The organism is Planctomycetota bacterium (assembly GCA_016235865.1).
In the GTDB taxonomy this organism is placed as follows: Bacteria; Planctomycetota; MHYJ01; order JACQXL01; family JACQXL01; genus JACRIK01.
Genome location: JACRIK010000001.1, coordinates 101795 through 116575, shown reverse-complemented (window position 1 = coordinate 116575; position 14781 = coordinate 101795). Strand labels below are relative to the sequence as shown.

The window sequence follows — 14781 nt, the reverse complement described above, 5'->3', positions numbered from 1 at the left end:
GTGATTGAGTTCACGTAGAAAGGAATGAGAACATGCTGCACCAAAACGCAAACCGCCCCCTAATCAAAATCGCCCCACCCGGGCCTGAAGCCAGGAAGGTATTGGCCAAGGACGCCAAGTATATCTCGCCTTCATACACGCGCGGATATCCGTTTGTTGCCGAACGCGGCTACGGAATGATGGTCGAGGACCCGGACGGCAACCGTTATATGGATATGAACGCCGGTGTGGCAGTCAATGCAACCGGTCATTGCCATCCGGAGGTGGTTCGGGTTATTCAGGAGCAAGCCGAGCAGTTAATCCACATGATCGGCACGGATTTTTATTACCGCTGGCAATCAGACGTAGCCGAGGCGGTGTGCCGGATTACGCCCGGTAAATTTGCCAAGAAAGCGTTCCTGGCCTGCACCGGTGCCGAGGCAGTTGAGGCGGCGATTAAACTGGCCCGCTATCATACGCGCCGTCCAAGGATGATTGCCTATATCGGCTCTTTCCACGGACGGACCATGGGCGCCCTGTCTCTGACCGCCAGCAAAGCATCACAGCGGCGGCATTTTTCCCCGATGCTTTCTGAAGTCACCCATATCCCCTATCCGTATTGCTATCGTTGTCTCTTTAATCTGACGTATCCCAAATGTAACCTGGCCTGCCTGTCATATTTAGAGGATGTTATTTTTGCTAAGGTCGCGCCGCCTGAAGATGTGGCGGCGGTTGTTATTGAGCCCATCCAGGGCGAGGGCGGCTACGTGGTTCCGCCGAACGGATATTTCCAGAAACTCAGGGCCATTGCCACCAAGCACGGCATTATGCTGGTAGTTGATGAGATTCAATCCGGATTAGGCCGAACCGGAAAGATGTTCGCTATCGAACATTGGAAGGTGGAGCCGGACATGGTCTGCATTGCCAAGGGAATCGCGTCAGGCCTGCCGTTAAGCGTTATGGTCGCCAAGTCCAGCATTATGACCTGGCCAACCGGCGCGCACGCCAATACCTTTGGCGGCAATCCGGTCTGCTGCGCGGCCGCGCTCAAAACCATAGAGATGCTTGAGGAATCATTAATGGAAAACGCCCGCATTACCGGCGACTATCTGATTAAACGGCTTAAAGCGCTCCAGAATAGATATGATTTTATCGGCGATGTCAGAGGCATGGGCTTGATGGTCGGAATAGAAATAGTAAAGAACCGCAAGACCAAGGCCAAAGACCCGGCCAGACGGATCAGGATTGTCAACGAGTGCTTTAAGAAAGGCATTCTCCTGGTCGGTTGTGGAGAGAATAACATCCGTTTCTCGCCGTCATTGATTATCACTAAGAACGATATTGACGTGGCTATTGAGATAATCGGCAAAGTGTTACGCAAGGTGTAATGAAAAAAGAGTTTACAGTCCAAATAATAGATGACCGCTGCAAGGGTTGCGCTATCTGCGTTGAGATATGCCCGAAGAAGGTCCTGGCCATGTCCCAGGAGCCAATGGCCAGCGGCTATCTGCTGGCCCAGGTCATTGACCAGAAGAAATGCATCGGTTGCTTGGAATGCGAACTGCATTGCCCGGATCTGGCCATAGAAGTAAAGAGTTTAAAAGATGCCACAATTTCTCCAAGGAAATGAGGCCTGTGCCTTGGGCGCTATCAAGGCCGGCTGTCGGTTTTATGCCGGATATCCGATTACGCCCTCAAGCGAGATAATGGAGCAGATGGCCCGCGAATTGCCCAAGGTAGGCGGCGTCTTTGTCCAGATGGAGGATGAAATCGGCTCTATGGGTGCGGTCATCGGCGCAACCTGGGCCGGCGCCAAGGCCATGACCGCTACTTCCGGACCGGGACTGACACTGATGCTGGAAAATATCGGGTACGCCATAATGACCGAGACGCCCTGCGTAATTGTGGATGTCCAGCGCGCCGGTCCGTCCACCGGGCAGGCCACCAAGCCGGCTTCCGGCGATGTGATGCAGGTCCGCTGGGGCGCATCCGGCGACTACGAAATCATTGCCCTATCGCCCTGGTCTGCCACCGAGATGTATGAAATGACCATCCAGGCATTTAACCTGGCCGAGACATACCGCGTCCCGGTATTCCTGCTGGCTGATGAAGCCGTCGGACACATAAGAGAATCTGCCGTGATATCTCCCGATATTCCGGTTGTAAATCGCGTGGACCATACCGATCTCCCGACCTTTGGCAATTCCAAAGACAACAGCGTCACGCCGATGCCGATGTTCGGCCAGGGCCGGAAGCTTTCCGTCACCGGCTCGACCCACGATGAATGGGGCTATCGCAAGACCCAGTCGCCTGAAGCCCAGGCAACATCAGTCGCCAGATTCTGCAATAAGATAAAGCAAAATACGGATAAAATCATCTCATATGAAAGTTATCATATAGAAGACGCCGAGACCATAGTGATTGCCTATGGATTTACGGCCCGGAGCGCTTTAAAGGCGGTTCAGACGGCCCGCGCTGATGGACATAAAGTGGGACTTATCCGCCTTAAAACCATTTGGCCTTTTCCGGAAGGGATATTTAGGGAACTTCCCAAAACCGTTAAAAAGATTGTTGTTCCGGAGATGAATCAGGGACAAATTGTCCGCGAAATACAACGATTCACTGCTCTACCGGTGGAACAATACAACAAGACCAACGGCACGGTTATTACCGCCAGTGAAATAGCAGACAAACTAAATGAAATTAGATAAATACATCAGGCCAGAGGTATTTCCGACACCATTCTGCCAGGGATGCGGGCACGGCATCCTAATGCAGGCCATCCTAAGGGCCCTAGATGAATTATCTTTGGATATAGATAAGATGGTGTTCGTTTCCGGGATTGGCTGCGCGGCCTGGATTCCTAGCCCGCATTTTGCGGCTGATACCCTGCATACCTTGCACGGTCGCCCGATTGCTTATGCCACCGGTATTAAGTTATTTAATCCGGCGTTAAAGGTCGTGGTTATCAGCGGAGACGGCGACCTGGCGGCTATCGGCGGCAATCATCTGATTCATGCGGCCCGGCGCAACATAGAATTAACCGTTATCTGCGCTAATAATTCCATCTACGGAATGACCGGCGGCCAGGTGGCGCCGACCACGCCTTGCGGAGCAAAGACGGCCACCACGCCGCAAGGCGCATCAGAACCGCCGTTTGACCTGTGTAAACTCGTCTGGGGCGCGGGAGCCACCTATATCGCCCGTTCCACGGTATTTCATGTAAAGGAACTGGTAAAATATATTAAAAAGGCGTTAACTCACAAAGGATTCTCTTTCATTGATACGGTTTCGCCTTGCTATACCCAATATGGCCGCCGGAACCAGAATGTCTGCGGCACATCACCGGCAAATATGGTTTTGGACCTGAAGAACATTTCGGTCCGGGCCAAACAGCCGGATGAACTTTTCACCTTCAGCGAAAAAGATAAAATACTAACAGGCGAGTTTAAATAATTGTGCTTAATTACTTGACAGTTTAGAGTAGAAAGAGAAAATGCTCCACAATGATTTATAATCTGATAAGTTCTATGCAGAACCAATTCTGCTTCATTTCTCTCTCATTTAATTTCCCTGACTGGTATGAAGTCCAAAAGACCAATGTCCTGATTTTCCTGGTGATATTTTCCGCCATGATTCTATATTTCATCTATCACGCCAGAAAAGGCAGGTCATTCTTTGTCAGAAAGATTTCCGGCCTTGAGGCAGTGGAAGAAGCTGTTGGCCGGGCAACCGAGATGGGTAAACCGATTCTTTATGTGCCTGGTCTAAGCACCCTGGATGATGTTGCCACAATTGCGGCAATTAATATTCTTGGTAAGGTAGCCGAAAAGACCGCGGAGTATGATACTAAACTGATCGTTCCCTGCCGCGACCCATTAGTAATGACCATCCAACAGGAAGTAGTTAAAAATGCATATATTAATAAAGGCAGACCGGACGCATTCAGGCCGGACAATATATTTTTTGTAACGGATAGTCAGTTTGGATATGTAGCTGCGGTATCCGGTATTATGGTCCGAGAAAAACCGGCCACTAATTTTTATATGGGTATGTTCTGGGCAGAGTCGTTGCTGCTGGCTGAAACCGGCGCGGCAACCGGGGCAATACAAATTGCCGGAACCGATGCCGTGGCACAACTCCCCTTCTTTTTCGTTGCCTGTGATTACACCCTAATAGGTGAGGAATTGTATGCGGCCAGCGCATACCTATCACGAGAACCATTATTGTTGGGTTCGCTTAAGGGACAAGATTATAGTAAGTTTATCCTGATGCTAATAATTATTGCCGGAGTCGTCTGCGCAACACTGAATGCAACAATGCAAACTGATATATTCTGCTGGTTTATTAATCTGTTTAAGATATAGGTTATGTATAAACGTAAATTACCGTTAATTCTTACGTTCGTGGGTGGTATGGCAATGATAATGTGGTTTTTCATACCGCGCTCCAATCCGTTGGCTCAAACATTCTTTACTGAATTGACAACAAGGTGGCTACCAATTATCGGATCTTTCTTCCTGTTAATCGGATTAGCAAGTTTATTCAGATTGCATTATTTTAAGATATCCCACCAAAGAGAAGGTTGGGGCTACAGCGTCATAACCTTTGCCGGAATTGCATTTATGTGTATAGTCGGCTTTGGCTGGGGTGTTCAAGGAGTCCCTCTTGCCAAGGCATACGAATCAGTATTTATCCCGCTGGATTCAACAATGTTCTCAATCCTGGCGTTTTATATGGCATCAGCCGCTTTCAGGGCATTCCGGGCCAGAACTGCCGTGGCGACCATTCTCCTGGTTACGGCATTTATTGTAATGCTGGGCCGGGTATCCTTTGGTTCATTGGTGTGGGATGGATTGCCTTCCTTCACAGAATGGATTATGGTAGTCCCTAATATGGCGCAGAAAAGAGGAATCCTTCTGGGAGTATGCCTGGGTATGATGGCAACATCATTGAAAATAATATTCGGTATCGAAAGGTCTTATTTAGGAAGCAAGGAGTAAGAATTAATGGAATTCTGGAAAATGCTGTCAAAACTTGATAGACGTATTATCTTCGCCCTTGTATTTCTGGCGGTGCTCCTGCCGTTGATATTTAAGATAGGACTGCCTATAAAAGGTATCCAGCCACCGGTTAAAGCCATTTATGACCATATAGAAAAGTTACCTGAAGGTTCAACTGTCCTTATTTCCATCAGCTATAGCCCATCTACTATGCCTGAACTATATCCGATGACCCTGGCGGTAATCAGGCACTGCTTCAGGCATAATATCAAAGTGGTTTGTGTTTCACTTGTTATTACAGGTGTTGGTATAGGTGAAATGGCGTTACAGGAGGCAGCCAAAGAATATAATAAACAAGAAGGAACAGATTATGTGAACCTGGGATTCCAGGCGGGACCGGTCACCCTGGGAATGGGACAGGATATTCACAAAACATTCCCGGCTGATTATAAAGGAACTAAAATAGAGGAACTACCGGTGATGAAAAATGTGCGGACATACAAAGATATTGGGCTTATTGTTGATTATACTGCTTCAGGAACCGGCTATATCGGAACGGCAGTTACGATGTATAATGCCGATTTGGCAGTCGGAGTCACTGCAGTAGGCGCAGCCGACCTCTACCCGTATCTCCAGACCAAGCAGATTATCGGACTGATGGGGGGGTTGCGAAGTGCGGCTGAATACGAACTCCTGATTAATAAACCGGATAAGGGTTGTATCAGAATGGATTCTCAGTCCATCGCCCACTTATTAATTTTGGTTTTAATAGTTGTAGGTAATATTGCCTACTTTATGACGCGAAGTAAAAAGGCGTAAAACAATATGTCATCAGATATCTATGTTTGGATAGCGGCTCTTTTGACCTTAGCCATATATTCATTCTTATATAAAGACAATCCTCTTTACAAGGCAGCCGAACATCTTTTCGTTGGAGTTTCGGTAGGTTACTCTATAGTAATAAGTTATTACCAGATAGTATTGCCAAGATTAATAAACCCCATTTTTCATGAAGGCGATTGGGTGTTAATTTTTCCGGCGCTTATTGGATGCCTGATGTTTTCCAGATTCTTTCAGAAATATGACTGGCTCAGCCGGATCACTATTGCTTTTGTTCTGGGGATTTCCACTGGCATTAACCTACCATTAATAATCCAGGCCAGTATGCTAAAACAACTACAAGGTACTATGTTGCCGATGACCGATATTAACAGCATCCTTATTGTAGTCGGTGTGCTTTGCGTTATGATTTATTTCTTCTTCTCGAGTGAACATAAGGGGATTGTTAGTTCGGTTAGCAAAATAGGCATTTTGTTTATAATGGTCGGTTTCGGGGCCTCGTTTGGCTACACAGTTATGGCCCGTATCTCGCTACTAATCGGGCGACTGGAATTCCTTTTTCAGGACTGGATACCACTAATAAAGTAATAAGATATTTCCTTGACCACATTCACTATGTCTGTTATAAAATCCGGCATTATGAACCCAAAGTTGTTAATTGCAGGGTTAACGGTTTTAGTAATTGTTTGTTCTTTACCGGTTTTAGCTCAGGACAGACAATCCTTAACCCCGCCAGAAGAATTTACCGCCTTTGATACGCCTAATGATGCAAGCGGTAGTATTGGCTTGACCTGGAAGGTATCAGAAAATGACCGCGAAGGCGTAAAATATATCATTTCCACCAGCCCATCACCGGATGGTCCCTGGACACAGTCGGACCCAATTCTTTCCACCACCTCATACAAATCGGATTTTCCGCAATACTTTGGTTTAAGCGAAAACAATAAACTGTGGCATTTCTATGAAGTTCCAGCCACGACTACTACATATTTCAATCTGACAATAACAGACAATTCTAATACCATAGAGTTCCCAGCGGTTGTTTCGGCTACTCCCAAAGGCAACTGGTTTGATACGTCAAAGGTCAACATACTGATTTGCGTCATATTCTTCTCGGGCCTTATAATGTTCTTTATCAGGGCGGCCCGTAATAACCCCAATCTTTTTATCAGGCGCATCCCGGGTTTGGATGCTATAGAAGAAACCATCGGACGGGCAACTGAAATGGGCAAGCCGATTCTCTATCTGAACGGACTGCACGGCATGGACTCGCTTTCCACAATTGCCTCGACCAGCATTTTAGGTAAAGTTGCCCGTAAGGTGGCTAACTACGATTCGCAGATAATGGTCCCCTGCTATGACCCCATCGTAATGTCGGTCTGCCAGGAAGTAGTAAAAGAAGCGTATGTAGAAGCCGGCCGACCTGATGCCTTTAAGCAAGATAATATCTTCTTTGTTACCAATGACCAGTTCGCCTATGCGGCGGCGGTAGAAGGAATGATGATGCGACATAAACCGGCGGCTAATATTTATATGGGGTATTACTATGCCGAGGCATTACTTCTGGCTGAAACCGGAGCTGCTACCGGAGCTATGCAGATTGCCGGGACCGATTCTATTACACAATTACCTTTCTTTATCACCACCTGCGATTATACCTTAATGGGCGAGGAGCTATATGCTTCTTCCGCCTATTTGTCAAGAGAACCGCTCCAATTAGGATCGCTGAAAGGACAGGATGTAAGCAAGGGCCTCATTATCTTGATATTACTCGTCGGCTCCGGCTTAAGCACTTCCGGAATTGCTTTTTTAACTAATCTGTTTAGAACGTTTTAACTATGCTCAGACGACAGTTGCCGTTAGCTATCGCATTTATAATGGGGATGCTCTTTATTGTCCAGTATTTTGTCCCCCATCAATGGTCGCAATACTTCCTTCTCTGGGTTAACAAATGGATAATGATTATCGGGGGTATTTCGTTGCTTTTAGGTATCTGGAGTTTACTGCATTTCCATTCTGTGCAGATTCGTCGCGGGGTTCCAGGCTGGGGGTTTAGCGTAATAATGTTTACAGCATTTATAATCAGCGTCGCGTCCGGATTTTTACCGTCGGTGATTGGCTGGTTCAGCCCTGGGACAGCGCCATCAGAAGCGCCGAAATGGTATTTAATCAGCGGAATAGGAGAAGGTGGGCTTCTGGACTGGGTTTTCAAACACGGTATCACGCCGCTTTCAGCCACGATGTTTTCAATTATCGGATTCTTTATCGCCTCAGCCGCTTTCAGGACTTTCAGGGCGCGCAGCATAGAGGCCACTCTGCTATTGGTGGCCGCCGTGATTATTATGTTAGGTCAAACGCCTTTAGGCCAAATGCTCTGGCAGGGTATTCCGGATATTATGGTCTGGCTCTTTACTGTGCCGACTACTGCGGCAAAACGGGCGCTTCTTTTCGGTATTGCTATGGGCTCCATAGCTTTTTCATTAAGGATTATCTTCGGCATTGAACGGTCTTACTTAGGCGGCGGCAAGGATTAATTATGACTAAAGAAATGAATTTCAATATGACGCGCTGGCTAATTTTCATCCTGGTTGCCTTAGCCATTATTATTCCTGTTATTATAAAGGAAAATATAAAACTTCCCGACACCTCGTCAAAGGTGGTAAAAAGCATCTATGACCATATAGAGAAACTACCGGCCGGCTCGCCCATAATCCTCTCGCTTGATTTTGACCCTTCATCCGATGAAGAATTAAGACCGATAGCTACCGCAGTATTGCGCCACGGATTCAGACAAAATCTGAGGGTTGTCGGGATGACTATCTGGGGCCCGTCCGCCTACGGCACTATGAGCGACATCTTCATTAAGACCTCCAAAGAATTTAACAAACAGGAAGGGATTGATTTTGCCATAATGCCCTATAAGCCAGGCGTAAGTTCTGTTATATTAAATATAAGCCAGGATATTTCTTTCACTTACCCGGAAGACCACAAAGGCAACAAGACTAAAGATTTACCGGTTCTTAAAGGGGTCAAATCACTCAGGGATATAAAATATGCGATGTGCATTTCAGCCGGCAATGCGGTTGATACGTGGATTATCTTCGGCAAGGAAAAAGGTAAGATGCCTTTAGGCGCCGGATGCACCGGCGTCATGGCCACAGATTATTATCCCTACCTGCAATCAGGGCAACTCCTGGGATTGGTGGGCGGATTAGGGGCCGCCTCACAATACGAGGCATTAATCCAGCATAGAGGAACAGCCACGGAAAGCATGAAACCTCAGACCGTAGTTCATTCTTTAATTATTCTATTGATAATTATCGGAAATGCAGCTTATTTCCTGTCGCGCAGAAAACCAAAAGTATGATAGAAACAATCTTCACATTGCAGGTCATTGAGGTCTGGCTGGCTGTCGGGTTCACCCTGATGATGTACAGTTTCCTTTACAAAGACAACCCCCTATTTAAATTGGGCGAATACATCTATGTTGGATTAAGCGCCGGATACGGATTATGCTACGCCTGGTACGTCGTGGTCTGGCCCGACTTAATCCTGCCGTTAAAACGGGTAACGCTGCACACACTCAATTACAAACTGGATACGCAGTTGGAGCCATACGAAACCTTCTGGCTGATTATTCCGCTGGTCTTGGGCGTCTTTATGCTGACGCGATTTTCATCTAAGATTGGCTGGCTGTCCCGCTATTCCTTTGCATTTATTATCGGCGCCGGCTCTGGAATGATTATACCCAATGCCATATCGGCCACGATATTCAAACAGATAATCCCGACGCTTCAACCGCTCTGGGGAAAGGATATTACTTTACTCCAGACTGCCAACACAATAATAATCCTCATCGGCGTCTTAGCCGTCCTGATTTATTTCTTCTTCTCGGTAGAGCACAAAGGGGTTATCAAGGGTGTCGCCCGGACCGGTATATATTACATGATGATTGCTTTCGGCGCGGCCTTCGGCTACACCGTAATGGCCCGTGAATCGCTGGCTATCGGACGGCTGACCAAGCTGGTCAACTGGTCCAAAACCGGCGATTATTACTACGCCCCTATCGTGCTCTTCTTTGTCGTAGCTATTATCATTACTCTCTGGGAACTGCTGCGTAAGCGCACCCCTGCCAACCCGGAAAGCCAGAGCTAATAAATTCCTTGACCCCGTTAGAAGTATTTGATTTAATATTTATCGATGGATTCATTTTAATAATGGTTTACGTGCGGAGGATGATTTTAATAACACGGTCATCCCGATTCGACGGGACGACCTATTTCTAACGGGGTTAACATAAGTATAATTTCTTATAAATATACATACAACCTTTTTATCTTTCGCGGGTAAAAACTGATTGACAGGAGAAATATATGAAGAAAATTATTGTTATCAGCGCAGTTGCAATTATTCTACTCGGAGTCATTGCTGTCTTTACTTCCTATCAATACTACCCGCAATTCCAGGGCAAGCAAACCTCATCGCAACCGGGACAGCTACAACCTCACGAACAAAGTGCTGCACCAAAGCCGATTGAACCGGCTACCGCTACTGCCACAGCTTTGGTTGGTAAAGAGGAACCGATGAACCTGGAATTCCAGATGACCAATGCGGTTATTCTCCCTCAGTTCAAATCAGCCTTTATCACGAATATCCTGACAAATCAGGAACAAATGTGTCAGGAAGGTAATTTCCTGCACTCCCAAAATTACGGCCGCTGGACTGTAGTCAACATCACAGAAAAGGAAACAATTATCCGCCAGTATTACGATAACGGTTCTGTCGCACGGGAACACACACTTAAATTAATGCCGAAGCCGGAAAAACCCGTCACCGCGACTCCGGAAGCGTCTCTGGTCAAGGTATATAAACCAGGAGAAAAGGAATCCGGCCCATTTAAAATAGAAGGCGTGGACATCACATCACCTAAAGAAATGGACAAGGTTCTCAATGAAACCTCGCCTAACGAAATATTGGACATTATCCGCGTTATCCCGGACAGCGTGATAGAAACCGTTCTGAACGTGATGCCACAGGAGTATCTAAAACAAAAGATAGAGGAGTATTTTGGATTGGCTGTTACCGAAGAAACCTATAGAGACCGTAAGCCAGCCGATGTGGTCAATATACTCAGGAAAGCCGCTTATGACTTCAAGCCAAAAGGCGAGAATATGCTGTCATTCTCCATCCAGGTTAATCAGTCCGATAACAGCCCGATTTCGCCGACCAACATGTTTACTGCCGATGCCAAAGTGATATTTGCCTGCTTTGAAAATAGGGGCCCGCTGGCGAAATTAGACAAGGCTATTATAAAGTGGTCCAATACATATACAATGAAGATTGTCTACTGGAATGCCCTGCCGTTGACGCCGGATGCGCCCCGGAACTACATCTATCTGAAGCCGCCGGGTAAATGGGACCAGGGCAAATATCTGGTCACCATTTATCTGAAAACCCACGATGCTGATCCGGTTGCTTATGGAGAGTTTGAGGTTAAATAATATTGAGTGACACGCAGATAAAGGGTGTCATCTTCGACTTGGACGGCACCCTTGTTGACTCATACGAAGCGATTTATCTTGGATTCCAATATGCCTATCACCAGATGGGTCTTAAGCCGCTATCTTGCGACGAAGTTAAAAATCAGGTTGGGTATAGTTTGCAACACATCTTCACGGAGCTCCTTGGAAAAGAGAAAGTCCCGCAGGCCGTAGTACTATTCCGCCGGAAATATGAAGAGGTGTTCAAAACCCATACCCGCCTCTTGCCTGATGTCAAAGAAGTTCTGATTGAACTCCATACTCGCGGAATAAAATTATCGGTTGCCACTAATAAATTAGGCAGATTTTCCAGGGCTATCTTGGAACATCTGCAGGTCGGCCATCTTTTCAGCGCTATTATCGGTGAAGGCGATGTCTCACGCAATAAACCAGATCCGGAAATGGTTTGTCTGGCAATAGAAAAAATGGGCGTACTTAAGCAAAATGCCGTTCTGGTGGGCGACTCTTGCATAGATATCCAGACCGCGCATAACGCCGATATCAGGGTATATGCGGTTCCCAGCGGCACTACCAGCAAGGAAGATTTAGCCAAAGCCTGCCCGACCGTAGTCATTGCTCGGCTCAGCAACTTTCCGGATTATATTTAAGACTATCTATCCTCTTTTGGGATCAATTTCTTCCATTCCTTGACCAACTCACGCATATCTTTATGTTGCGCTGATGTATCCAATTGCAGGAATTTTTCCCCGTCTGAAACTGCATTTTTGTAATCTTTTTTATCGTCATAAACCATAGCCCGGTCATAATAATATATTGCCATCTTGTCATTCAATTCTATTGCTTTATTGTAATCTCGAATCGCCCGGTCAAAATCTTTTATTTTAAAATAGCACCGACCGCGATAGTCATAAGCGGTTGCCAGGTCGGCTTTGTCCGTCGTGATTTCAGTGGCTTTGGTAAAATCGCTGATTGCCATATCAAACTGTTTTTTCAGGTAATAAACAGTTCCGCGGTAGTAATAGATTGAAGCATCATTAGGGGCAAGCTCTAGTACCTTGCTGAAATCAGCTAATGCCTGTGTAAGATTCCCCCTATCCCTGTAAACCGAGGCACGGCAAAAATAAGCCCGTTCATTTCTAGGATTAAGTTTTATGGCGCTATTACAATCAGCTAAGGCAGATTCAATATGGCCTTTCTTGTAATGAACTATCGCCCGCCAGGAATAGGCCGTATCAATGTTTTGGTCCATCCCTATTGCCATGTCGAAATCAGCCAGCGCTAAGTCGGGCATATTTATACGCTCATAGACAATGCCGCGGTTATGATAGTAAAGAGCGTTACCCGGATTAAGCTGAAGGGCCGTATTAAAATCTGACAGCGCCGTATTGTAGTCGCCCTTTTCTCCTAAAGCAATGCCGCGGAAACTGTATAAATCCGGATTTTTCGGTTCGATCTTTATCGCCGTGCTAAAATCAGCCAGTGCCAGGTCTAATTCCTTTTTCCTTAGGAAGGTATTGCCGCGTTCCACATAGGACTCGAGATAGTTAGGGTCAAGTCTAATCGCCATGCTAAAATCATCAAGCGCTTTATCGTATTGCTTTTTAATCCTATAGGTAATGCCACGGTCATGGTAAAACATGCCCTGCCTGGGTTCAAGCTTTAGTGCCTGGGCAAAATCCGCCAGGGCCAAATCCGGTTCATTATTTTCCCGGTGCGTAAAGCCTCGCTCATGAAAAAGGTCAGCATCTGTATCATTGTATTCGATGGCCTTATCGAAATCGGCCAAGGCCCGGGAAAAATCTTTCATCATATAGTAAAAAAAACCCCGCGCCCGGTAGGTCATATCGTCCCGGGGATTAATCTCTATGGCTTTTCCCCAATCGGCCAGGGCTTTATCTCTCTGCATTCGGTGCAGATAAACCATCGCTCGTCGATTATAACCTTCTATGCCCTTTGGATTTAATTTTATTGCCCGGTTGAAATCATTGAAGGCCTCATCATATTGCTGCTGCCCAAAAGCCACAATCCCGTGGGCGACGTATCCGATATCGCTGTCCGGGGCGAGTTCAATTACCTTTTTATAATCCGAAATGGCATCCTTCGGCTTCTTTAAAATCTTTTCCACTATACAACCCCGCCGGTAATAGGAAAAAGACGATATCGGATTCAGCTCGATCGCCTTAGTAAACGCCTCATATGCCTTCTCGGCCCTTTTTTTATCATAATAGGATTCTCCTATAATCTCGTATGCCTGCCCAAAACGGGGGTCAATCTCTAAGGCATTTTGAGCGATGGTAATTCGTTCATCTGGGCTGAGGTTGCCTAATTTTATCTGATTCAAGATCATTTCAGCCTTATTTCTGGACTGTGCTTGAGCCCAGAAAAGAATCATAACAATAGCCACGGCTATAACCAGAGCCGCGGCCAGCCCCACGGCTGCAACTGCAATCTTATTCTTCCGCGCTTTTCTGATAAATCTGGTAAGCAACCCGGTTGGACGCGCCGTAATAACCTCCCCGTCCAGGAAACGCTTGATATCATCTGCCAATTCCCTGGCACTTTGGTAACGTTGCGATGGTTCCTTTTCCAGGCACTTCATGCAGATGGTTTCAAGGTCACGATTAAGATTGGGCATAATCTTGGCTGGCCGGGCCGGGTCTTTATTCAGCACATTACTTAATTCATCGTAAAAATCAGCCGCCTTAAAAGGCGATTGGCCAGTCAAGGCATAATAAAATGTGGTACCCAGAGAAAATATGTCGCTGCGCCCATCAAGTTTTTTCTTATCGCTTTTAGCCTGTTCCGGCGACATGAATTCCGGCGTGCCGATAATCGTGCCGGTAACAGTCAGCGAACGGTCCAGTTTATTGATTTCCTTGGCCAGCCCGAAATCAGTCAGATAAGCCCTTCCCTCCTGGTCTATCAGTATATTTGACGGTTTTATATCGCGGTGGATAATTCCCTGGCTGTGTGCATAGTCCAAAGCCAGAGCAATCTCCCGTATGGCCTCGGCAATCTCACGGGGTGTTAGTTTAGAATGACCTTCTTCGGTGAAATCATCCAGAGCGCTGCCGCTAATCAGGTCCATCGTAAAGTAGTGGAGACCCTCAACAGTTCCGACCTCATGGATTTGCGTAATATTCGGATGTTTGAGTTTAGCTGCGGCCTGCGCCTCGCCGATGAATCGTTTGAGCGACTCCTCGTCCTGCGGTAGCAGAATCTTGAGCGCCACCTTGCGGTTCAGGGTTAAATCCGTAGCCAGATAGATTACCCCCATCCCGCCCTGACCTATCTTTCCTTCAATCTGATAATTGCCGAATTTACCGGTCAGGTACTCCGGCAGGATCCTTTGCGGTGACGGACTGCTCAGGGCATTGGCGCCCGAAACAACATTAATTCCATCTCCAGCCAATGGTTTTTGCTCCATGTTAAAATTATATATACAATACTGGTGGATG

At 46.6% G+C, this 14781-nt stretch carries 15 protein-coding genes; 14 read left to right on the top strand and 1 reads right to left on the bottom strand.

The features are described 5' to 3' along the window. Positions 1–32 precede the first annotated feature (32 nt). The 14 genes from HZA49_00435 to HZA49_00370 all read left to right on the top strand — a co-directional run bounded on the left by HZA49_00435 (position 33) and on the right by HZA49_00370 (position 11970). A complete protein-coding gene (locus HZA49_00435; protein MBI5777909.1) occupies positions 33–1367 on the top strand; it encodes an acetyl ornithine aminotransferase family protein in 1335 nt (444 codons plus the stop codon). After that, positions 1367–1609, top strand: coding sequence for a 4Fe-4S binding protein (locus tag HZA49_00430; GenBank protein ID MBI5777908.1), 243 nt, complete (start codon positions 1367–1369; stop codon positions 1607–1609). Before HZA49_00435 ends, HZA49_00430 begins: the two co-directional genes overlap by 1 nt. Then, on the top strand, positions 1584–2690 hold the full coding sequence (locus HZA49_00425) for a 2-oxoacid:acceptor oxidoreductase subunit alpha (protein ID MBI5777907.1): 1107 nt from the start codon (positions 1584–1586) through the stop codon (positions 2688–2690). Before HZA49_00430 ends, HZA49_00425 begins: the two co-directional genes overlap by 26 nt. Continuing rightward, positions 2677–3435, top strand: coding sequence for a hypothetical protein (locus HZA49_00420; GenBank protein ID MBI5777906.1), 759 nt, complete (start codon positions 2677–2679; stop codon positions 3433–3435). Before HZA49_00425 ends, HZA49_00420 begins: the two co-directional genes overlap by 14 nt. Positions 3436–3485: 50 nt before the next feature. Beyond that, complete coding sequence (locus HZA49_00415) at positions 3486–4346, top strand: hypothetical protein (GenBank protein MBI5777905.1); 861 nt, start codon at positions 3486–3488, stop codon at positions 4344–4346. Between the two features lie 3 nt (positions 4347–4349). Beyond that, on the top strand, positions 4350–4982 hold the full coding sequence (locus HZA49_00410; protein ID MBI5777904.1) for a hypothetical protein: 633 nt from the start codon (positions 4350–4352) through the stop codon (positions 4980–4982). A gap of 6 nt (positions 4983–4988) precedes the next feature. Beyond that, positions 4989–5801 (top strand): hypothetical protein, encoded by an 813-nt coding sequence (locus tag HZA49_00405; protein MBI5777903.1) that lies wholly within the window; start codon positions 4989–4991, stop codon positions 5799–5801. A 6-nt stretch (positions 5802–5807) separates the two neighbouring features. Further along, the gene (locus HZA49_00400; protein ID MBI5777902.1) at positions 5808–6410 is read left to right on the top strand and encodes a hypothetical protein; all 603 of its coding nucleotides are present in this window, start codon (positions 5808–5810) and stop codon (positions 6408–6410) included. Positions 6411–6461: 51 nt separating this feature from the next. Further along, complete coding sequence (locus tag HZA49_00395) at positions 6462–7658, top strand: hypothetical protein (GenBank protein ID MBI5777901.1); 1197 nt, start codon at positions 6462–6464, stop codon at positions 7656–7658. Positions 7659–7885: 227 nt separating this feature from the next. Continuing rightward, positions 7886–8356, top strand: coding sequence for a hypothetical protein (locus HZA49_00390; GenBank protein ID MBI5777900.1), 471 nt, complete (start codon positions 7886–7888; stop codon positions 8354–8356). A 2-nt stretch (positions 8357–8358) separates the two neighbouring features. Beyond that, on the top strand, positions 8359–9189 hold the full coding sequence (locus HZA49_00385; protein ID MBI5777899.1) for a hypothetical protein: 831 nt from the start codon (positions 8359–8361) through the stop codon (positions 9187–9189). Continuing rightward, positions 9186–9977 carry a hypothetical protein gene (locus HZA49_00380; GenBank protein MBI5777898.1) on the top strand — a complete coding sequence of 264 codons (792 nt, stop codon included), beginning with the start codon at positions 9186–9188 and terminating at the stop codon, positions 9975–9977. Before HZA49_00385 ends, HZA49_00380 begins: the two co-directional genes overlap by 4 nt. 218 nt (positions 9978–10195) lie before the next feature. Beyond that, positions 10196–11323, top strand: coding sequence for a hypothetical protein (locus tag HZA49_00375; protein ID MBI5777897.1), 1128 nt, complete (start codon positions 10196–10198; stop codon positions 11321–11323). A 2-nt stretch (positions 11324–11325) separates the two neighbouring features. Further along, positions 11326–11970 carry an HAD family hydrolase gene (locus HZA49_00370; protein ID MBI5777896.1) on the top strand — a complete coding sequence of 215 codons (645 nt, stop codon included), beginning with the start codon at positions 11326–11328 and terminating at the stop codon, positions 11968–11970. Between the two features lie 2 nt (positions 11971–11972). Here HZA49_00370 and HZA49_00365 read toward each other — a convergent pair whose 3' ends face one another. Next, positions 11973–14750 carry a tetratricopeptide repeat protein gene (locus tag HZA49_00365; protein MBI5777895.1) on the bottom strand — a complete coding sequence of 926 codons (2778 nt, stop codon included), beginning with the start codon at positions 14748–14750 and terminating at the stop codon, positions 11973–11975. Between the last annotated feature and the right edge of the window lie 31 nt (positions 14751–14781).